Here is a 19211-nt window from a genome sequence, read left to right on the forward strand (position 1 = left end):
TCGCACCGTCATATCTTTTTTGTGCCAGAAGTCCTATCAGATTGAATTTTTTTGCAAGAATGCCGATACATATATTGTAGTCTAACTTTTCCCAAAATTGTATGAGAGGAAGATGCCCCGAATGTTTCGAATAAATGACCTCAACCATCAATACATAGGAGGGGAATGGAAGGACGGCCGCAGTGAAAGCATTCTCGCCGATCTTAATCCTTTTACCCATAAAACAATCACAACGTTTCGCAAGGCGACCCCGGATGATGTCGATGAGGCTTACAAGTCAGCTTTGGAAGCGAAAAAGAAATGGGATCGCGTCGGCCCGTATGAAAAAAGGGCGATTTTAGAAAAAGCCGCCGCTTATATTGAAGAACATAAAGAAGCCATCGTGTATCTGATTATGGAAGAGCTTGGCGGAACCAGACTGAAAGCGGCGTTTGAAATTGATCTCGTCATCAATATGATCAAAGAAGCCGCGGGGTTCCCGCTCAAAATGGAGGGGAGGATTCTGCCTTCACCTGTTGAGGGAAAAGAAAATCGGCTTTACCGGATTCCGGCCGGTGTGGTCGGTGTCATCAGTCCGTTTAATTTTCCGTTCTTTTTATCCGTCAAATCGGTGGCCCCGGCGCTTGGCGCGGGCAATGGCGTTGTGCTAAAGCCGCATGAGGAGACGCCGATATGCGGGGGCACATTGATTGCCAAGATTTTTGAGGAAGCCGGACTTCCGCAAGGCCTGCTGAATGTCGTTGTGACGGATATCGCAGAAATCGGCGACAGCTTCGTTGAGCATCCGATTCCGAGGATCATCTCGTTTACCGGATCAACGAAGGTCGGCAGCCATATCGGCCAGCTGGCTGTTAAACATTTCAAAAAACCGCTGCTTGAGCTTGGCGGAAACAGCGCCCTGATCGTTCTTGAGGATGCCGACTTGGAATATGCGGTCAATGCGGCGTCCTTCAGCCGGTTCACCCATCAGGGGCAAATCTGCATGTCAGCCAACCGGATTCTCGTCCAAAAAGAGGTCTATCCCGAGTTTTTAACATCGTTTTATCAAAAGGTGTCCGCTTTTAAGACAGGTGATCCGATGGACCCTGAAACGATTATCGGGCCCGTCATTCATGAACGCCAGGCGGAGCTTTTAAGAAAAGCTGTTGAAAACGCAATCGAAGAGGGCGCTGTCCCGCTGATCAAAGGCGACATCAAAGGCAATCTCGTCGAACCGACGATCTTGACGGATGTGAAGCCCGGCATGTCGATTACGAAAGAGGAGCTGTTTGGTCCGGTTGTATGCGTCATCCCGTTTGAGACAGAGGAAGAAGCGATTCAGATCGCAAATGATACGCCATTCGGGCTGAGCGGGGCCGTACATACAGGAAATGTTGAGCGCGGCGTGGCCATCGCCCAGCAGATTGAGACGGGCATGATTCATATCAATGACACGACGATCAACGATGAGCCGCATGTCGCTTTCGGCGGAGAAAAACAATCAGGGCTCGGCAGGCTGAACGGCGAATGGAGCCTGGAAGAATTCACGACGTTAAAGTGGATCTCCGTCCAGCATCAAAAACGAGTTTTCCCATACTAGTAGGAGGTTTGAAACATGAGTGAAGCAGTCAAAACAGACATCCATCCGCTTCTGGATGCTTTTGTCAAAGTCGCGCCATTCCTGAATCAGCTGATCCAGGATGATGTGACAGTCGGCATTTATGATACAGAAAAGCTGATCATCAACATTCCCGGCAAGACCTTTTCCCTGAACGTTAAACCAGGCGATCCATTGCAGGAAGGGGACATTATTACAAACGCCATCCGCCAAAACAAAAAGCAAACGAGCATGGTGCCAAAGGAGCTGTTCGGCTTCCCGCTTGCCGCCAGAGCGATTCCCCTGCATGATGAGAACGGAAGGGTCATCGGCGGCGTCGGACTCGGCACAAGCCTGGAAAAATCGGACCAGCTTCACCGCGTCGCCGAGAGTTTATCCGTCATCGTCGAACAGACGGCATCAGCGATTCAGGATATCGCTGAATCCGTGAGCGGATTTTCCGGCCAAATGTCCGATATCTCCAAGCAGGCGAAGGAAGTAAGCGAAAGCGCCGGCGAAATCGAAAAAATTTCTGTCACCGTCAAAGGCATCTCCGATCAAAGCAATCTCTTGGGGCTGAATGCGGCGATCGAAGCGGCGAGAGCGGGTGAATCAGGAAAAGGGTTCTCCGTCGTGGCCGATGAGATCAGAAAGCTTGCGACACATTCAAAAGAAAACGTCGGTCAAATTGATCAAATCACCAAAAAGATCCACGCTTTATTAAAAGACCTTGAACAGTCAATCGAAGTCATCAATGAACATACAAGCGGCCAGGCTGCGGGTGTCGAACAAATTTCCGCAACGATGCAGGAAATCAGCAGCAATGCGCAAAACCTCGCGAAAATGGCTGAACATCATTTTGAGGACTAAAGAAACGAAAGCTGCCGATGCCGGCGGCTTTTTTTTGCGAATTTCTTTCTTGCAATCCATTCCAATAATTAAAATTTTATTTTAAATTTTTTGGAGGAATTTTTCCAACCTAAATCGAAAGTGATAACAGAAACCGCTTTCAAGGGGGAGGAAGGGATATATGAACGTCTATACACCGACGAAGCTGGCCGGATTATTGTTGGGGCCGATCGGTTTTTTGCTGATCATTGGCCTGATGCCCGAGGCGGAGCTTGCTTATGCACCGCGGGTCGTTCTTGCTGTGACGGTTTGGACCGCCGTGTGGTGGATCACCGAAGCCGTGCCGATTCCGGCTGCGTCATTGTTGCCGATCATTCTGATGCCCACATTGGGCGGCCTCGATATGGAAACGACGGCCAAGGCATACGGCGACCCGATCGTGTTTATGTACATGGGTGGTTTTATCATTGCCATCGCGATTGAGAAATGGAATCTTCACAAGCGGATGGCCTTGCATATTTTAAAGCGGATCGGGGCGGAAAGCCATCGGATCGTGCTTGGGGTGATGCTTTCGACGGCGTTTTTATCGATGTGGATTTCCAATGCCGCCACAGCGCTGATGATGCTGCCGGTTGCGCTCGCCATTATCAAAGAAGTGCAGGAAAAAGAGATCTTAAAAGGGGGTTCCCTGCAGAAATTCAGCAAAAGCATATTGCTGGCCGTCGCTTATGCGGCATCGATCGGCGGTCTCGCCACTCTGGTCGGATCGGTGCCGAACGCCGTGTTTGCGGCGATGTCCAGACAGATGCTGAACCGTGAGATTATGTTTTTTGAATGGTTTTTGTTCGGTTTTCCGGTTTCCGTTCTTTTTTTGATCATTCTTTATTTTTATTTAACGAAGGTGCAGTTTAAAGTCAGCCGTTTTTCAGGTAAAAAGCCCGGGTTTATCGATCATGATCTGAAGGCGCTCGGCGCGATGACAAAAGAGGAAAAATCGGTATTCGCCGTGTTTTTGGCGACCGCTTTTTTATGGATGTTCAAATTTTTGCTCCCGTTTCAGCTGTCAGACACATCGATCGCGATTTTGGGAGCGGTTTTGCTGTTTCTCATTCCAAGTGCCCGCGGTGAGCGGATCTTGGAGTGGAAGGATATGCAGACGCTGCCTTGGGGCCTGCTTCTCTTGTTTGGCGGCGGACTGTCGCTTGCATCGGGATTTTCCGCCACGAACTTAACGGCGTGGATCAGCGGTAAGCTCAAGCTGTTGGATGGTCATCCATACCTGTTTGTTTTGATCGTGTTAACGGCGGCGATTTTATTCATGACGGAAATCATGTCCAATACCGCTGTCGCCAATATGGTGATTCCGATGACCGTCGGCTTGGGAGCGGCGCTTCAAGTCGAGCCGTACGGGCTGATGGCCGCGGCGGCACTCGCGTCATCCTGCGCCTTCATGCTTCCGATTTCCACCCCGCCGAACGCCGCAGTGTTCAGCGCCAATGTTTTAAGCATGAAGGATATGATCAAGGCGGGGTTTTGGCTGAATATCGCCGGTGTGTTGATCATCGTCATCAGCGTTTATGTTTGGCTCCCGGTTGTCCTGCAGTAAAACTTGTAAACCTCTCACTAGTTTTCTTTTATCAACTACATTAAAATAATAGTATGACATGACGTAAGGATTGGTAGAATAGATGAGTATTTTTAAAGCTGAAGGTTTATATAAAACATACGGAGACAAGACATTATTTGATCATATATCGTTTCATATTGAAGAAAATGAGCGAATCGGCTTGATCGGACCGAATGGGACGGGAAAAAGCAGCCTGCTGAAAGTGATTGCCGGCTTCGAGTCGACGGAACAAGGGGAGATTGTGAAACCGGGCAGCCTGCAAATCGAGTATCTCGATCAAGATCCTGATTTGGATGGGTCTGAAACGGTGCTGGAGCACATCTATGCAGGCGATTCCGTGATGATGCGAACGATTGCTTCATATGAGAAAGCGTTGCAGGAACTGAACGCGTCTCCCGCTGATCCGAAAAAACAGGAAAACCTTTTGGCCGCTCAAGGCAGAATGGATGAGCACGGCGCCTGGGACGCGAACACGGCGGCGAAAACGATTTTGACCAAGCTTGGCGTTGCAGATGTGACCAAAGAAGTGAGACACCTTTCCGGAGGACAGAAAAAGCGTGTCGCGATTGCCAAAACACTCATTCAGCCGGCTGATCTTTTGATTTTGGATGAGCCGACAAACCATCTTGACAATGAAACGATCGAGTGGCTTGAGGGCTATTTGAGCGGATATTCGGGTTCAGTCGTGCTCGTCACCCATGACCGCTATTTCCTCAACCGCGTGACAAACCGGATTTATGAGCTTGATCGCGGCCATCTGTATACGTATAAAGGGAATTATGAAGTGTTTTTAGAAAAGAGGGCTGAACGGGAAGCGCTCGCCGAGCAAAACGAAACGAAGCGGCAGAACTTATTGAGAAGGGAGCTTGCTTGGCTCAGGAGGGGAGCAAAGGCCCGTTCGACAAAACAGAAAGCGCGAATTCAGCGCGTGGAGGAATTGAAAGGGCAGGATGCGCTGGAAACGAGCGCGACGCTTGATTTTGCGATCGGCTCCCACCGCCTCGGAAAGCAGGTGATCGAAGCTGAAGCGGTCGAGATCAGCCGCGGCGGGAAACAGCTTGTCACATCATTCGATGAGCTGATCATTCCTGGAGATCGAATCGGCATCATCGGGCCGAACGGAATCGGCAAGACGACGCTGTTAAACGCGCTTGCCGGTCGTCTTGAGCCTGATGCGGGCCGCATCACGATCGGCCAGACGGTCCGAATCGGTTATTATACGCAGGACCACAGTGAAATGGATGATTCGCTGCAAGTGATCGAATATATCAAAGGGACGGCTGAAATCGTTAAAACGGCCGACGGTCAAGTGATCACCGCCGAGCAGATGCTGGAACGGTTCCTCTTTCCGCGCCGTGTGCAGCGCAACTTTATCCACAAGCTCTCCGGCGGTGAAAAACGGCGGTTGTACTTGTTGAAGGTGCTGATGGAGGAGCCGAACGTCCTGTTTCTCGATGAACCGACAAACGATCTGGACACGGAGACGCTCGGGGTGCTGGAGGATTACTTAGAACAGTTTCCCGGCGTTGTCGTAACGGTATCCCATGACCGTTATTTCCTCGACCGTGTCATCGACCGTCTGCTTGTTTTTGAAGGAAACGGAGCCGTCTCGCGCTTTCACGGGTCATACAGCGAATACATGGAAAAACAAAAGGAAATCAGCCGAGAGAAGGTTTCTCAAGAAACAGCCGAATCTGTGAAGCCTGAGAAAAAGAAAAGGAAAAAGCTGTCTTATAAAGATCAGCTAGAATGGGAAGGCATCGAAGACAAAATCGCGGCCCTTGAAGAAAAGCATAAACAGCTTGAAGAGGAAATCGCCGCAGCGGGAAGCGACTTCGCCAAAATCCAGACGCTGATGGAAGAGCAAAGCAAAACAGCCGACGAGCTTGAAGAAGCGATGGAGCGCTGGACCGAGCTGTCGCTGATGATCGAGGAGCTGGAACAATCGTAATGGATGCTGCCGGGTAACCCCGGCAGTTTTTAATTTGCCGGGCTTTTTTCCGCTTCGTTACAAAAATAGCCGGTTACTTTTTCCTTTAATAAAGACGCTGCCAGACTCAGCTCCCTGTCTTGATGAACGATGAGCCCGTGCGTGGAGACAATCGGGGCAGTCACAGGCAGCAGTTTGAATTGCTTGGCTTCAAGCTCTTGTTTGACAGCGACTTCCGGAATGAAGGCAAAGCCGATTCCGCATCTGACAGCTTGTTTGATCATGTCGATGCTTGGGTATTCCAAGGCGCTGTTTCCTTCAACGCCGGCTTCTTGGAGCAGCCGGCCCGCTTCTGTATGGTACACACAGCTTGTGCCGAAGCTGATGAATGTTTCCCGGCTCAGGACGCCAAAGCCCTCGGATTCAACTTTCTCAGCGAGCACATGGGGAGCGATAAACACCAGTTTTTCTGCAAACAAAGGATAGAAAAGGAGATCGGGCCGGTTCGGATTTTGCGGCACGATGCCGAAATCGGCGGCATGGTTCAGCACCTGCTGAACGATATCGTGCTGGAATCCGCTTTCCAATTGCAATCTGATTTTTGGATAATCTTTTAGAAAATCTTCGATCAAAAAAGACATGCGCGTCAGAAAAAACGATTCCTGCATGCGAATCCGGACGGTACCTTGAGGCTGATCCAGTTCATTCATCGCTTCTCCTAAAGACATCCCTAATTGAATAAATTGATAAGCATATTTGCTAAGCTTCAAACCGGCCGGTGTCGGCTTCACTCCCCTTGACAGCCGGTGAAACAAACGCTGTCCGCAAGCCTGTTCCAAAAGCTGAATATGGCTGGTGACCGTCGACTGTACATACCCCAGCCGATCAGCGGCGCGGCTGAAGTTTTTTTCTTCCATGACGGCGATGAAGGTTTTAAAAAATTTCCCCTCTAAAAGCTCAATCATAGCTTGGCATCTCCTCGCTATCGAAAATTAAAATGACTTCTATCGTAATCATTCATAAGTAAAATGGTTCTCTCCATGATATCGTAGGTTTTGCAAGAATAAAAGAAAAATGAAGGAGGAAAACAATGAGCAGAACGAGAGGATTTAGGCTTGGCGTGTATATTTTCAAGGATGCTGAAATCATCGACTATGCCGCCCCATACGGAGTATTTTCCGTGGCGAGGAGGCTCGATCCTGAACTGGACGCCTTTCTTGTGGCGGATGCGATGAAACCGGTTCAGACGCAAGCCGGTTTAACCGTTCAACCGAATTACAGTTTCAATGATCAGCCTGATATGGATGCTTTCTTCATTCCGGGCGGATTCGGCACACGCCAGGAAACCAACAACAAACGACTGCATCAGTTTATCCGCTCTTTGCCAGAGACGACGCTTTTGGTCAGCGTATGCACGGGATCATGGATTTACGGTCGCATGGGGCTCTTAGACGGGCTCTGTGCCACCAGCCGAAAAGAACCGGATCGGCTTGAGGCGTCAGAGATGGGGCAAGTTCCGATCGACCGCTTGGCTGACATCGCGCCGGCCTGCCGCATCAGCCGGGCGAGAATCGTCGACAGCGGCCGGATCATCACTGCCGGGGGAATCGCTTCAGGCATGGAAATGGGCTTTCACTTATTGAGAAGAGCGGGCTATGATGAAACATTCATTGAAGAAACGGCTCGGATTATGGAGTATAAAGAGGGGTACAGCCAGTATCGGGATGATATTGAATACGCGCGGAAAATCAAATAGTCGAAGCTGCCGGTTTATTCCCGGCAGCCCGTCCTTATTTAGAAAATGAGAGCCGCGCCACGGCATCATGCATATGTATCGATTCTTCATTCCGGCATTCGATCTCAAACGCCGAAACCCACTCCATTTCATACAAGTCGGCCGCAGTCAGGCGGATGACATCTTCTACAAACCTCGGATTCTCGTAGGCTTGTTCTGTCACTTTCTTTTCGTCAGGTCTTTTTAAGACGGGATGGAGCTTGGCGCTTGCATTCGTTTCCGCCGCGGCGAGGAGTGCTGTTTTAAAATCGTCCGGCATTTCCGCCTGTTCATGGATGTGCGCCGTGATACTGATGATCCCGCGCTGATTGTGGGCGCTGTACTCGCTGATTTCTTTAGAGCAAGGACAAAGGGTCGTCACTTTTGACGTGATTCCAACGGTTTGCGACCAGCCTTTGTTTTTTTCAAAGGAGACACTCATCTGAACATCTGCGTGCATCAGTCCGGGCAATTCGGTGTCAGGACTGCGCCGCTCGAAATACCATGGAAACGAAACGGAAACGGCTGCGCTTTGCTGCTCCATGTTGTCCGCCAATTCCTTTGTGAAATCTTTCAGCGTGTGAAGGTCAACGGTCCAGCCTGTTTCATGGTAGCGCTGCAATTGCTCTGTCAGACGGCTCATATTGATGCCTTTGCGGCTCTTTTGCAGATGGGTCGTTAACGAAAAAGTGCCGATTGTCGTCTGCGTCCTCGGATTTAGAGCAGATTGAACCTGGATCGGATGTGAAACATTTGCGATGCCGACCGAGTCAATATCGAAAAAATAGTCGTTCGGCATATTTTGCAGATCCTTCATGTGTTCTTTATCAGTCGGCTTTATTCCTTTTATCGGTTCAACCGATCCGAAGCGGCGGTGGCGCTCCGGTTTTGCGGGGAATTGAAGTTTTCTTTCCATTGCTGAAACTCCTTTCTGAGCATAAATCGAAATAATTCCTATTTATTTTGCAGGAATGATGTGATAAAATCAAGTGGTTCACGTTGTGAAACATATCTTTTAAATCGTAATGATTTCGTTTAAGGAGTGATTGTCATGGAAAATAACGAAATCGTCATTGTCGGGGCAGGACCCGCTGGTATTGGAATGGGAATCCTTCTGAAAAAACTCGGTTTTGAATCGTTCGTGATTTTAGATAAAGGACGTGTAGGAGCATCATTTTGGCAATGGCCTGAAGAAATGAAGCTGATCACACCATCCTTCACAGGCCAAGGTTTCGGCGCTTTAGATCTGAATGCTGTAGCCCCGGGAACATCTCCCGCTTTTACATTTCAGCGAGAGCATTTGAGCGGGCAGGAGTATGGGGAATATTTGGCGCTTTTAGCCGAGCATTTCGAGCTGCCTCTGGCAGAAGGTACGGCTGTACATAAGCTGCATAAACATGACGACGGTTTTTCAATAGAAACGAATCACGGCATCATCAAGTCAAAGGCCGTCATCTGGGGAACCGGAGAATTCCAGTTTCCAAAGCTCCCTTTCACTGGAGCTGAGCTGGGGCTGCATAACAGCAAAGTGGCTGCATGGCGGCAATTGAAAAAAGGCCATTATTATGTGATCGGCGGCTATGAAAGCGCGATGGATGCGGCGGAGCAGCTGGCGTCATATGGAAGCGATGTAACGGTCGTCATGCCGAATGCCCTTCAGGAAAACGCTGAGGCCGATCCGAGCCGGTCGCTTTCGCCATACACCCGGGAACGTCTTGAACAGGCGTATGAAAAAGGAAACGTCCAATTTTTAGAACATGTCAGTGTCAGAAAACTGACGACAAATGGAGCAGCCTATGATCTGCACTTGTCAGATGGAAGGAGAATCCGCTCTGAAACACGGCCGATTGTGGCGACCGGCTTTCATTCGGGAGCAGAGCAGATCAGCCGTTTGTTTGCGTGGGGGGAAGACGGCAAGCCGCTTTTAACAAAAGAGGATATGTCGACAAAAACGGAACATCTTTATTTGATCGGACCGAGTGTCAGGCATCAAAACGCCGTCTTTTGTTTTATTTATAAATTCCGACAAAGGTTTGCCGTTATTGCTGAGCACTTACTGAAAAAATGGGATTTTGCCCTTGATGAGGACGTGTTGGCCGAATACAGGAACAATCAAATGTTTCTCGATGATTTGAGCTGCTGTGAGGTAGAGTGTGAATGCTAATCAAACCGAAGCAGCACAAGCGTCTATTATTGATTGGATTGGAGTCGGTCGGGAAAACGACATTATGTTCCGCGATCACAGGTCAAGGGTATGGAGAGGAAACGAATGTAAGGGGGTCGACGATTTTTGCGGCAGAACGGGAGGGAAAGCGCCTTCCAGGCTGGACGGTTGTTGATATGCCGGGCATTCGCGAGGAAGACAACATCGCGAAAAAGACGGTCAAGAACGAAATTGAAACGGCCGATAAGGTGGTGGCCGTTTTGCGGGGGACACATTTTTCTGAAGAGCTTCGCCTGATCCTTGAGCTGATTCCGCCCGTTTGTCAACATGTCTGTTTTATCGTGACATTTCAAGATAAGATGACGGCGGACATGCGGCACAAGCTTTCTGAGCAAGTGAAAAAACATGATCTGCCTGTCTTTCTTATCGACTCGCGACGTCTGACTGAAGATAAAAAAGAGAAAATCTTCGCTTTTTTAAAAAAAGGCGCTGTCTTCCATCATGGGAAACGGAAGCAGATCGAACAGATCGAGCTTGGCCGTACTGCTGATCAAAAGCTGCTGTTTGACCGGCCGATATGGGGTCCGATTCTTTCGGCTTCTGTGCTGGGGCTGTTGTTTATCTTGCCGGTGATGCTCGCTTACCATGTTTCCGAATGGATGCAGCCATACGCGGATCAATGGGTCGTCGAACCGCTTCAACACATGATGCAGGGAAAGCCGTCATGGATTCGGGCGGTTTTGGCCGGGAATTACGGGCTTTTTTCCCTTGGCATCTATTCGTTCGTTTGGGCGTTTCCGGTCGTGCTGTTTATGTCTTTTGCAAATGCGCTGACAGATGATTCGGGTGTTAAGGATCGGATTGTTGATTCACTTGATCCGTATATGAGAAAAATCGGACTGAATGGCCGGGATTTAGTGCCGTTTTTAACCGGGTTTGGCTGCAATGTCGTGGCTGTTCATCAGACCCGCTCATGCAGCATGTGTACGCGGAAGCAATGCGTCTCATTGATATCATTTGGATCGGCCTGCAGTTATCAAATCGGGGCGACGATTTCTATTTTTCATGCCGCCGGCAGGGAATGGCTGTTTATTCCGTATCTTGCGGCGCTGGTCATTGTCGGGGCCGTTCATAATCGGATTTGGTATCCGGCGGATGAGAAATGGTCTTCCTATTTTCAAAGCCGGAAAACTTATTTGCAGCGTCCATCGTGGAAAGGAACCGCATTTCGAGTGAAATCGGTGGTGAATCAATTTATTCTGCAGGCAATGCCGATCTTTCTCATCATTTGCCTTGCCGCGTCGATGTTACATGAGCTTGGTGTGATTCACTTGTTAACACTGCTTGCATCACCTGTTTTACACGCGTTCGGCGCTCCTGGTGAAGCCGCATCTGGACTGGTTTTTTCAATCATCAGGAAAGACGGCATTCTCCTTTTTAATGAAGGAAACGGTGCTCTTTTGCAAGCTTTATCCGGAGGGACGCTTTTTTTATTGGTGTACCTGGCGTCCACTTTTTCTTCCTGCATGGTGACGGTGTGGACGATCGCGAAAGAATTGGGGATGAGAACGGCGGCCGGTCTCATCGGAAGGCAAATGATCACCTCTGCCGCGTCGGCCGCATTGTTTTGGGCTGTTTTAAAACTGGTGCCTTTGCATTTTTAACTGATTTGTGATGAAATAAAATACAAATCGTAATTATTACGATTTAACAAAGTGATAAAAAGGAGAATGAAAATGAGTAAAAAAATTCCTGTAACAGTGTTGAGCGGCTATTTAGGGGCGGGCAAAACGACTTTGCTGAATTACATACTGCAAAACCGCCACGGGCTGAAAGTCGCCGTGATCGTCAATGACATGAGTGAAGTGAACATCGACGCCGGACTCGTCAAACAGGGCGGCGGGCTTTCAAGGACGGATGAAAAACTGGTCGAAATGTCAAACGGCTGCATTTGCTGCACATTGAGGGAGGATTTGCTGATAGAGGTTGAAAAGCTCGCCCGGCAGGGGAACGTCGATTACATCGTGATCGAGTCAACAGGGATCAGCGAACCGGTTCCGGTTGCGCAAACCTTTTCCTACATTGATGAAGAGCTTGGCATCGATTTGACCCGTTTTTGCCGTCTGGATACGATGGTGACGGTTGTTGACGCGAATCGTTTTTGGCATGACTTTCAGTCCGGAGACAGCCTGCTCGATCGAAAAGAAGCCGTCGGGGAAGAGGATGAACGCGAGATTGCCGATCTGCTTATTGACCAAATCGAATTTTGCGATGTCCTGATTTTGAATAAATGCGACCTTGTTTCCCAAGAGGAGCTGGCTAAGCTTGAAAAAGTGCTGAGAACCTTGCAGCCGGCTGCGAAAATCATCCGCGCGGTAAAGGGTGAAGTAGATCCTGGAGAGATTTTGAATACAGGATTGTTCGACTTTGAAAAGGCAAGCAATTCGGCGGGCTGGCTGAGGGAGTTAAATCAGGGGCCGGAGCAGCATACGCCTGAAACTGAAGAATACGGGATATCGTCCTTTGTGTATGAAGCGCGCCGTCCTTTTCATACAGAGCGGTTCTATAATTGGATTCATACCCTTCCGGAAAACATTGTCAGGGCGAAAGGAATCGTCTGGTGTGCGACAAGGAACAGTCTTGCCTTATTGATGTCCCAGGCGGGTCCTTCCGCAAGTCTTGAGCCGATCTCATATTGGGTCGCAGCCTTGCCGAAGCATAAGCAGGAACAAATATTGCGGGATGAGCCTGAGGTTTTAGAGGAATGGGATCCCGAGTTCGGCGACCGCCATACAAGGCTCGTCTTTATCGGACTCAACCTTTCGCCTGACGAGATTTCAGCCGAAGCGGATCGATGCCTGCTCACAGATTCCGAAATGGCGGATGATTGGTCGCTTCTGCCCGACCCGTTTGATTGGCAGATTGAAACTGCAGGGCAGGCATAACAACAGCAAATCGTCTTTCAATAAGGCAAAAGAGGAGCCTTTTAAGCTCCCTTTTGTCTTTTTTTGTGTATGAGCAATTTCACATCGTGTTGACATATCAGGTAAGGAATACTAATATTCTACTTGTAATGTTAACTTAAAATTAATTTAAGTTAACATATTCGCGTCCGGTTTCAAAGGGGGGATGAAACAATGCAGGGGGACAAATATTACAGCGTCAGAATGAGAGCATCCAAAAACGGACCTCATGAACAGGGCGGAAAGCATATATCCGGGGGAGAGCGCCTGACATCCTTCAGCGGTTTGAAGGGAGCCGTCCACACCTTATTGGATAAAGCCTTATCCCATTCAAGAGGGGAACCGGATTTTATGCAAATCCAGTTTGAATGTGTTGACGAACCGGTAAGCTTGATTCAGCCTTTGCCGGTTGAAACACATGAAGTTGATGCAGCAGAAAACGGCCGGGCCCTCGCGCGGGCGCTTCTTCAAAAAGCGGGCGTTCCAGCAAGCATGTTTGAAAAAGCGCTTCAGGACATCGCTCTGAGGGGAGCGGTCTTGTTTGACATCGATGCAGGGGAGCGAATCGATGGGAGGCATGAAAAAGGTGTCCGGGTTTCCCGGATCGACTGGCCTGAAGACGACTTTCAAAAGTGGGCCAGAGAGCGCGACATGCCGCTGAATCCGCGCTTGAAGGAGGCGCTCGCGATAGCGGCAAAAGTATGCGCACACCCGGATATCATCGCAGAATTATGCTGGTCTGATGATCCCGATTACATAACCGGCTATGTCGCTTCACGAAAACTGGGCTATCGGCGGATGACGAAAATGAAAGAATACGGAGACGAAAGCGGCTGCCGAATATTTTTTGTTCGCGGATTCATCAATGCAGAGAATTGTATCGATTACTTGGAAAACCAGCCGGTATTGATTCAGACGGGGGGAGAAAAATGGGGCAATCGTTAATTGAAAAAAGCAAAAAACATCTTTGGCTGCCTTTTACACAAATGAAGGATTATGATCAAGATCCATTAATCATTGAAAGCGGAGACGGAATTAAGCTAAAGGACATAAATGGCAAAGAATATTACGACGGCTTTTCTTCAGTGTGGCTCAATGTACACGGCCATCGCAAAAAGGAATTGGATGAGGCGATTAAAAAACAACTGAAAAAAATCGCTCACTCCACATTGCTGGGGATGACAAATGTTCCAGCGACAGAGCTTGCCGAAATATTAATCAAGATCACACCTGACAATCTGACCCGCGTTTTTTATTCCGACAGCGGAGCTGAAGCGATGGAGATCGCGCTGAAAATGGCCTTTCAGTATTGGAAGAATAAAGGGAAGCCCGAGAAGCAAAAATTCGTCACGATGCGAAACGGCTATCACGGCGATACGATCGGCGCCGTCAGCGTCGGTTCCATCGAGCTTTTCCACCATGTATACGGTCCGCTCATGTTTGACAGCTTCAAAGCAAGGGTTCCTTATGTATACCGGTCCACGAGCGGCGACCCGGACCAGTGCCGCGATGAATGCCTGGAAGAACTGGAAAAGCTTTTGATGGAGCATCACGAAGAGATCGCCGCCCTTTCGATCGAGTCGATGGTTCAAGGCGCATCAGGCATGATTGTCATGCCAGAAGGATATTTAGCGGGCGTTCGAGCGCTTTGCACGAAATACGATGTGTTCATGATCGTTGATGAAGTGGCGACAGGGTTTGGGCGGACCGGAAAAATGTTTGCTTGTGAACACGAAGCTGTGCAGCCTGACCTAATGGCGGCGGGAAAAGGAATTACCGGAGGCTATTTGCCGATTGCCGTCACATTTGCCACAGAAGAGATTTACGACGCATTCTATGACGATTATGAAAATCTGAAAACGTTTTTCCACGGCCACTCCTATACAGGGAATCAGCTTGGGTGTGCGGTTGCGATCGAAAACCTGCGTCTGTTTGAAACTGAAAGAATCGTAGAACAGGTCGCCGCCAAATCGAAAGTCGTGCATGCTCTTCTTCAAGACCTGAAATCCCTTCCTCATGTCGGAGACATCCGGCAGCTCGGATTGATGTGCGGAATAGAGCTTGTCCAGTCAAAGGAAACGAAACAAGCTTATCCGCCTGAACAGCGCGTTGGATACCAAGTCTCTTTAAAAATGCGGGAGCTTGGCATGCTGACGAGACCGCTCGGGGATGTTGTCGCATTTCTGCCGCCGCTCGCCAGCACAACGGATGAGCTTGCAGCAATGGTTGCCATTATGAAGGAAGCGATTCATGAGGTGACAAGCCGTGTCGTTTGACGACTGGCTGTACGAACGCCTTGAGAAAACGAAAGCGGCCGGTCTTTACCGAAGATTGCGGACGCCTGATGCCGACAAGGTCTGGGCTTCAAATGATTATTTGCGACTGGGCGATGATCACCGTTTGATCGCGGCGGCCAAAATGGCGCTGGATCAAGCCGGGGCAGGCAGCAGCGGTTCACGGCTGACGACAGGCAATACCTGCTGGCATGAAAGGCTTGAGCGGAAGATCGCGGATTTTAAGGAGACGGAAGCGGCTCTTTTGTTTTCAAGCGGGTATTTAGCCAATATCGGTGTGCTGTCTTCGCTGCCTGAAAAAGGGGATATCATCTTCAGCGATCAATTGAATCATGCCAGTATTATTGACGGATGCCGCCTTTCAAAAGCCGACACCGTCATTTACCGCCATATGGATATGAATGATCTTGAAGATAAGCTTTCTGCAACATTTGGCGGTAAGCGGCGCTTTATTGTCACAGACGGCGTTTTTAGCATGGATGGAACGATCGCGCCGCTTGATCAGATTATCCCGCTTGCCAAACGCTACCAGGCCTTCGTCATTGTTGATGATGCGCACGCAACAGGCATTTTGGGTGCGAACGGCAGGGGAACAAGCGAATACTTCGGCGTCCGTCCTGATGTTGTGATCGGCACCTTAAGCAAAGCTGTCGGCATAGAAGGCGGCTTTGCCGCAGGTTCGCACGCGTTGATCGATTTTTTGCGGAATCATGCCAGAACATTTATCTTCCAGACGGCCATACCACCGGCGAGCTGTGCCGCTGCGTGCGAGGCCTTTGCGATCATCGAAGAAAGCCAAGAACAACGCCTGTCATTACAGTCATCGGTCAAAGCCGTTAAGGAAGGTCTTGAGAAAATCGGCTTTACCGTCAAGGGGGGAGAGACACCGATCATCCCTGTGATCATCGGGGACACGCAGCAAGCCGTGCGATTTGCACAAGGTCTTCAGAAAAAGGGCATTTATGCACCGGCCATCCGTCCGCCGACGGTACGGGAAGGAGAAAGCCGGATCAGGCTGACCGTCTCCGCCGGCATCAGCTTAAAAGAAATCGACGATCTGTTAGTTGCGTTTAATCTAATCGGAAGAGAGTTGAACATGGTGAAATGAAAGGTTTTTTTGTAACAGGAACGGATACGGAAATCGGGAAAACCGTCATCTCCTGCGGCCTTGCCGCTGTATTAAAAGAACAAAACATCGATGTCGGCGTGTTTAAGCCTTTTTTAAGCGGAATTTCGCGCACACACCCGGATAGCGATACATCGCTGTTGAAGAAAATGTCGCAAACCGCTCTTTCTCATGAGGACATTTCTCCTTTTGCATATCAAGAACCGCTAGCTCCATATGTTGCGTCAAAGCTTGAAGGAAAGACGGCCGGGATGGAGGAGGTCATGAACCATTGGAAAAAGATCAAGGATCGGCATGACTGCTTCATTGTCGAGGGAGCAGGCGGAATCGCGGTGCCGCTTGGAAAGGATTATTTGGTCAGCCATTTGATAAAGGCTTTGCAGCTGCCGGCTGTCATTGTCGCAAGGCCTGACCTCGGAACGATTAATCACACGTATTTGACCGTACAATACGCCAAAAGCATCGGCATTCGTTTGATCGGCATCGTGATCAATGGCATCAGCGTGCGGCCGGGCCGTGATGAACAAACCAACCCGGAGATGATTGAAACATTATGTGAAGTGCCGGTGTTAGGCGTGACACCGAAGCTTGAACATCTAACAGCGGAAAACATGCAAAACATGATAAAGGACCATGTCGATGTTTCCTATATCATGAATCAAATGTAAATGGGGGCAAAAAAGATGAATCAATGGATGGACCTGGCAGAGAGTGTGTTGGGGGGAGCGGAAGTCACAGACGAAGAGGCGCTTGCCGTTTTGGAGTGTCCGGATGATGAAGTTCTGCTTTTGATGCATGCTGCCTTTCAAATTAGAAAGCATTACTACGGGAAAAAAGTAAAGCTCAACATGATTATGAATGCAAAGTCCGGCCTTTGCCCGGAAAACTGCGGCTACTGTTCTCAGTCCGCCATATCGAAGGCGCCGATCGATTCGTACCGGATGGTGGACAAAAGGACATTGCTTGAAGGCGCCAAGCGCGCCCGCGATTTAAATATCGGCACTTACTGCATCGTGGCCAGCGGCAGAGGCCCGTCAAACCGGGAAGTCGATCAAGTTGTCGATGCTGTAAAAGAAATCAAAGATACGTACGGGCTGAAAATCTGCGCATGCCTCGGCCTGTTAAAACCGGAGCAGGCTCATCGGCTGAAAGAGGCGGGTGTTGACAGGTACAATCACAACATCAATACATCAAAGAGCAACCATTCCAATATTACGACTTCACATACGTATGATGACAGAGTCCAAACAGTGGAGACGGCCAAACAATCCGGGATGTCGCCGTGTTCGGGTGTCATTGTCGGCATGAAAGAGACGAAGCAAGATGTCATCGATATGGCAAGAAGCTTAAAAGCGCTTGATGCCGATTCGATCCCGGTCAATTTCTTGCATGCGATTGACGGCACACCGTTGGAAGGGGTCAATGAATTGAACCCGCTGTACTGTTTAAAAGTGCTGGCTTTGTTCCGCTTTATCAATCCGTCAAAGGAAATCCGCATTTCCGGCGGGCGCGAAGTCAATCTCCGCTCATTGCAGCCGCTCGGGCTGTATGCCGCCAACTCGATTTTCGTCGGAGATTACTTAACAACGGCAGGACAGCTTGAAACAGAAGACCATCAGATGCTGCGTGATTTGGGATTTGAAGTCGAAACGGTTGAAGAAATGAAAGCCAGCCTTCAACAATAAAACGATACGGAGGATTGACATGGCGTTAGAATTACATCCGGCAAAGCCTAGTTTGCTTTCAGATGCTGAATTTTGGAGAGATCCTTATCCTTTTTATGAGAAGCTGCGGTCTGTTCATCCTGTTTATCAAGGAACGGTATTCAAATATCCGGGCTGGTATGTGACCGGATATGAAGCAGCAGCAGCGATTTTGAAGGACGTCAGATTTCAAAACCGCGTTCCTCTTCCGGAAACGACAGCAAAATATGAATATCTGAAAAACTTACAGGGGAATATGCTGCTGTATCAAAACCAATCCGGCCATAAGCGAATGCGGGCGCTCATTGGAAAAGAGTTCACACCGAAAATCGTTGAATCCTTACGGCCTGATATAAAAGCAGCAGCTGCTGGTCTGCTGGATCAGCTCGATGGCAGGAAAAGCGCGGATATTGTTTCCGAGTTTGCCTTTCCTTTGGCTAGTCTTGTCATTGCCAAAATACTTGGTGTCCCGGAAGATGAAAGGCATCAATTTAGACAGTGGACGGCAAATGTCATACAGACGATTGATTTGACCCGTTCGCGCCAGGCGCTGGTCAAAGGAAGCGATACGGCGGGGAAATTAATATCATATTTTAGAGATTTGCTGCAAAAGCGAAAAGCTCATCCGCAAAACGACTTGATCAGCAAATTCATCAGTGAGGAAAAGCTCTCAGAAGATGAAATGCTTGCGACATGTATATTGCTTATCATTGCCGGACATGAGACGACAGTCAACCTTGTCAGCAATGGATTGCTTGCATTCATGAAGCATCCGGAACAGCTTGCCGTATTGAAGGAAAATCCGCTGCTTATTGAGTCTGCAGTTGAAGAGTGTTTGCGCTATGAAAGTCCGACACAGATGACGGCGCGCACAGCTTCCGAGGATTGTGAAATCAGCGGCAAGATGATCAAAAAGAATGAACAGGTATACGTCCTTTTAGGTGCTGCCAACCGCGATCCGGACATTTTCAAGGAGCCTCATGTTTTCGACATCACGAGAAAGCCGAATCCGCACCTTGCATTTGGCCATGGTCCTCATGTTTGCTTAGGGTCTTCATTGGCGCGGCTTGAAGCGCAAATGGCCATCCTTGCGCTTTTAGAGCGGGCGCCAGGACTCCGTCTGGCTGCATCAGATGTTTGCTACCGCAAGTTATTCGGTTTTAGAGCGTTGGCCGAGCTGCCTGTCGCCTTTAGGTGAGCCGATC

At 49.2% G+C, this 19211-nt stretch carries 16 protein-coding genes; 14 read left to right on the forward strand and 2 right to left on the reverse strand.

What is annotated here, in order from left to right; translation table 11 throughout:
* The first annotated feature begins 121 nt into the window (after positions 1–121).
* The 4 genes from yfmT (at position 122) to P3X63_RS04125 (ending at position 6003) form a co-directional block, all read left to right on the forward strand.
* On the forward strand, positions 122–1579 hold the full coding sequence (gene yfmT, locus P3X63_RS04110) for a benzaldehyde dehydrogenase (RefSeq protein ID WP_026589635.1): 1458 nt from the start codon (positions 122–124) through the stop codon (positions 1577–1579).
* 465 nt (positions 1580–2044) lie between these two features.
* Entirely contained in the window at positions 2045–2446 is a 402-nt protein-coding gene (locus P3X63_RS22795) for a methyl-accepting chemotaxis protein (RefSeq protein ID WP_376711841.1), read from the forward strand.
* Between the two features lie 160 nt (positions 2447–2606).
* Positions 2607–4031, forward strand: coding sequence for an SLC13 family permease (locus P3X63_RS04120; RefSeq protein ID WP_026589633.1), 1425 nt, complete (start codon positions 2607–2609; stop codon positions 4029–4031).
* A gap of 82 nt (positions 4032–4113) precedes the next feature.
* A complete protein-coding gene (locus P3X63_RS04125) occupies positions 4114–6003 on the forward strand; it encodes an ABC-F family ATP-binding cassette domain-containing protein (protein ID WP_026589632.1) in 1890 nt (629 codons plus the stop codon).
* 29 nt (positions 6004–6032) lie between these two features.
* On the opposite strand, the gene P3X63_RS04130 is transcribed toward P3X63_RS04125, so the two are convergent.
* Positions 6033–6947: a LysR family transcriptional regulator gene (locus P3X63_RS04130; protein ID WP_026589631.1), complete on the reverse strand. Its 915-nt coding sequence runs from the start codon at positions 6945–6947 to the stop codon at positions 6033–6035.
* 125 nt (positions 6948–7072) lie between these two features.
* Here P3X63_RS04130 and P3X63_RS04135 point away from each other — a divergent pair, with 125 nt between their 5' ends.
* A complete protein-coding gene (locus tag P3X63_RS04135; protein WP_026589630.1) occupies positions 7073–7738 on the forward strand; it encodes a DJ-1/PfpI family protein in 666 nt (221 codons plus the stop codon).
* Positions 7739–7772: 34 nt separating this feature from the next.
* Here P3X63_RS04135 and folE2 read toward each other — a convergent pair whose 3' ends face one another.
* A complete protein-coding gene (gene folE2, locus P3X63_RS04140; RefSeq protein ID WP_026589629.1) occupies positions 7773–8672 on the reverse strand; it encodes a GTP cyclohydrolase FolE2 in 900 nt (299 codons plus the stop codon).
* Between the two features lie 135 nt (positions 8673–8807).
* On the opposite strand from folE2, the gene P3X63_RS04145 reads away from it, so the two are divergent.
* From P3X63_RS04145 to P3X63_RS04185, 9 genes are all read left to right on the forward strand, one after another.
* On the forward strand, positions 8808–9920 hold the full coding sequence (locus P3X63_RS04145; protein WP_277692494.1) for an NAD(P)/FAD-dependent oxidoreductase: 1113 nt from the start codon (positions 8808–8810) through the stop codon (positions 9918–9920).
* Positions 9914–11584 carry a nucleoside recognition domain-containing protein gene (locus P3X63_RS04150; protein WP_026589627.1) on the forward strand — a complete coding sequence of 557 codons (1671 nt, stop codon included), beginning with the start codon at positions 9914–9916 and terminating at the stop codon, positions 11582–11584. Before P3X63_RS04145 ends, P3X63_RS04150 begins: the two co-directional genes overlap by 7 nt.
* A 72-nt stretch (positions 11585–11656) precedes the next feature.
* The gene (locus P3X63_RS04155) at positions 11657–12865 is read left to right on the forward strand and encodes a GTP-binding protein (RefSeq protein WP_026589626.1); all 1209 of its coding nucleotides are present in this window, start codon (positions 11657–11659) and stop codon (positions 12863–12865) included.
* Between the two features lie 192 nt (positions 12866–13057).
* Positions 13058–13828 (forward strand): 6-carboxyhexanoate--CoA ligase, encoded by a 771-nt coding sequence (locus P3X63_RS04160; RefSeq protein WP_026589625.1) that lies wholly within the window; start codon positions 13058–13060, stop codon positions 13826–13828.
* Positions 13813–15159 (forward strand): adenosylmethionine--8-amino-7-oxononanoate transaminase, encoded by a 1347-nt coding sequence (gene bioA, locus P3X63_RS04165; protein WP_277692495.1) that lies wholly within the window; start codon positions 13813–13815, stop codon positions 15157–15159. The genes P3X63_RS04160 and bioA overlap by 16 nt, the downstream gene beginning before the upstream one ends.
* Entirely contained in the window at positions 15149–16285 is a 1137-nt protein-coding gene (gene bioF, locus P3X63_RS04170) for an 8-amino-7-oxononanoate synthase (protein ID WP_077735328.1), read from the forward strand. The genes bioA and bioF overlap by 11 nt, the downstream gene beginning before the upstream one ends.
* Positions 16282–16971: a dethiobiotin synthase gene (gene bioD, locus P3X63_RS04175; RefSeq protein ID WP_026589622.1), complete on the forward strand. Its 690-nt coding sequence runs from the start codon at positions 16282–16284 to the stop codon at positions 16969–16971. The genes bioF and bioD overlap by 4 nt, the downstream gene beginning before the upstream one ends.
* A gap of 15 nt (positions 16972–16986) precedes the next feature.
* Positions 16987–17988: a biotin synthase BioB gene (bioB, locus tag P3X63_RS04180; protein WP_026589621.1), complete on the forward strand. Its 1002-nt coding sequence runs from the start codon at positions 16987–16989 to the stop codon at positions 17986–17988.
* Positions 17989–18007: 19 nt separating this feature from the next.
* Positions 18008–19204 (forward strand): cytochrome P450, encoded by a 1197-nt coding sequence (locus P3X63_RS04185; RefSeq protein ID WP_077735325.1) that lies wholly within the window; start codon positions 18008–18010, stop codon positions 19202–19204.
* Positions 19205–19211: the final 7 nt, after the last annotated feature.

This window comes from Bacillus sp. HSf4, from assembly GCF_029537375.1.
Classification (GTDB): Bacteria; Bacillota; Bacilli; order Bacillales; family Bacillaceae; genus Bacillus; species Bacillus sonorensis_A.

What these genes read in the sequence shown, in the direction of transcription:
- yfmT (WP_026589635.1), top strand. Translation starts at nt 122, where the DNA reads ATGTTTCGAATAAATGACCTCAACCATCAATACATAGGAGGGGAATGG.
- P3X63_RS22795 (WP_376711841.1), top strand. Translation starts at nt 2,045, where the DNA reads ATGTCCGATATCTCCAAGCAGGCGAAGGAAGTAAGCGAAAGCGCCGGC.
- P3X63_RS04120 (WP_026589633.1), top strand. Translation starts at nt 2,607, where the DNA reads ATGAACGTCTATACACCGACGAAGCTGGCCGGATTATTGTTGGGGCCG.
- P3X63_RS04125 (WP_026589632.1), top strand. Translation starts at nt 4,114, where the DNA reads ATGAGTATTTTTAAAGCTGAAGGTTTATATAAAACATACGGAGACAAG.
- P3X63_RS04130 (WP_026589631.1), bottom strand. Translation starts at nt 6,947, where the DNA reads ATGATTGAGCTTTTAGAGGGGAAATTTTTTAAAACCTTCATCGCCGTC.
- P3X63_RS04135 (WP_026589630.1), top strand. Translation starts at nt 7,073, where the DNA reads ATGAGCAGAACGAGAGGATTTAGGCTTGGCGTGTATATTTTCAAGGAT.
- folE2 (WP_026589629.1), bottom strand. Translation starts at nt 8,672, where the DNA reads ATGGAAAGAAAACTTCAATTCCCCGCAAAACCGGAGCGCCACCGCCGC.
- P3X63_RS04145 (WP_277692494.1), top strand. Translation starts at nt 8,808, where the DNA reads ATGGAAAATAACGAAATCGTCATTGTCGGGGCAGGACCCGCTGGTATT.
- P3X63_RS04150 (WP_026589627.1), top strand. Translation starts at nt 9,914, where the DNA reads ATGCTAATCAAACCGAAGCAGCACAAGCGTCTATTATTGATTGGATTG.
- P3X63_RS04155 (WP_026589626.1), top strand. Translation starts at nt 11,657, where the DNA reads ATGAGTAAAAAAATTCCTGTAACAGTGTTGAGCGGCTATTTAGGGGCG.
- P3X63_RS04160 (WP_026589625.1), top strand. Translation starts at nt 13,058, where the DNA reads ATGCAGGGGGACAAATATTACAGCGTCAGAATGAGAGCATCCAAAAAC.
- bioA (WP_277692495.1), top strand. Translation starts at nt 13,813, where the DNA reads ATGGGGCAATCGTTAATTGAAAAAAGCAAAAAACATCTTTGGCTGCCT.
- bioD (WP_026589622.1), top strand. Translation starts at nt 16,282, where the DNA reads ATGAAAGGTTTTTTTGTAACAGGAACGGATACGGAAATCGGGAAAACC.
- bioB (WP_026589621.1), top strand. Translation starts at nt 16,987, where the DNA reads ATGAATCAATGGATGGACCTGGCAGAGAGTGTGTTGGGGGGAGCGGAA.
- P3X63_RS04185 (WP_077735325.1), top strand. Translation starts at nt 18,008, where the DNA reads ATGGCGTTAGAATTACATCCGGCAAAGCCTAGTTTGCTTTCAGATGCT.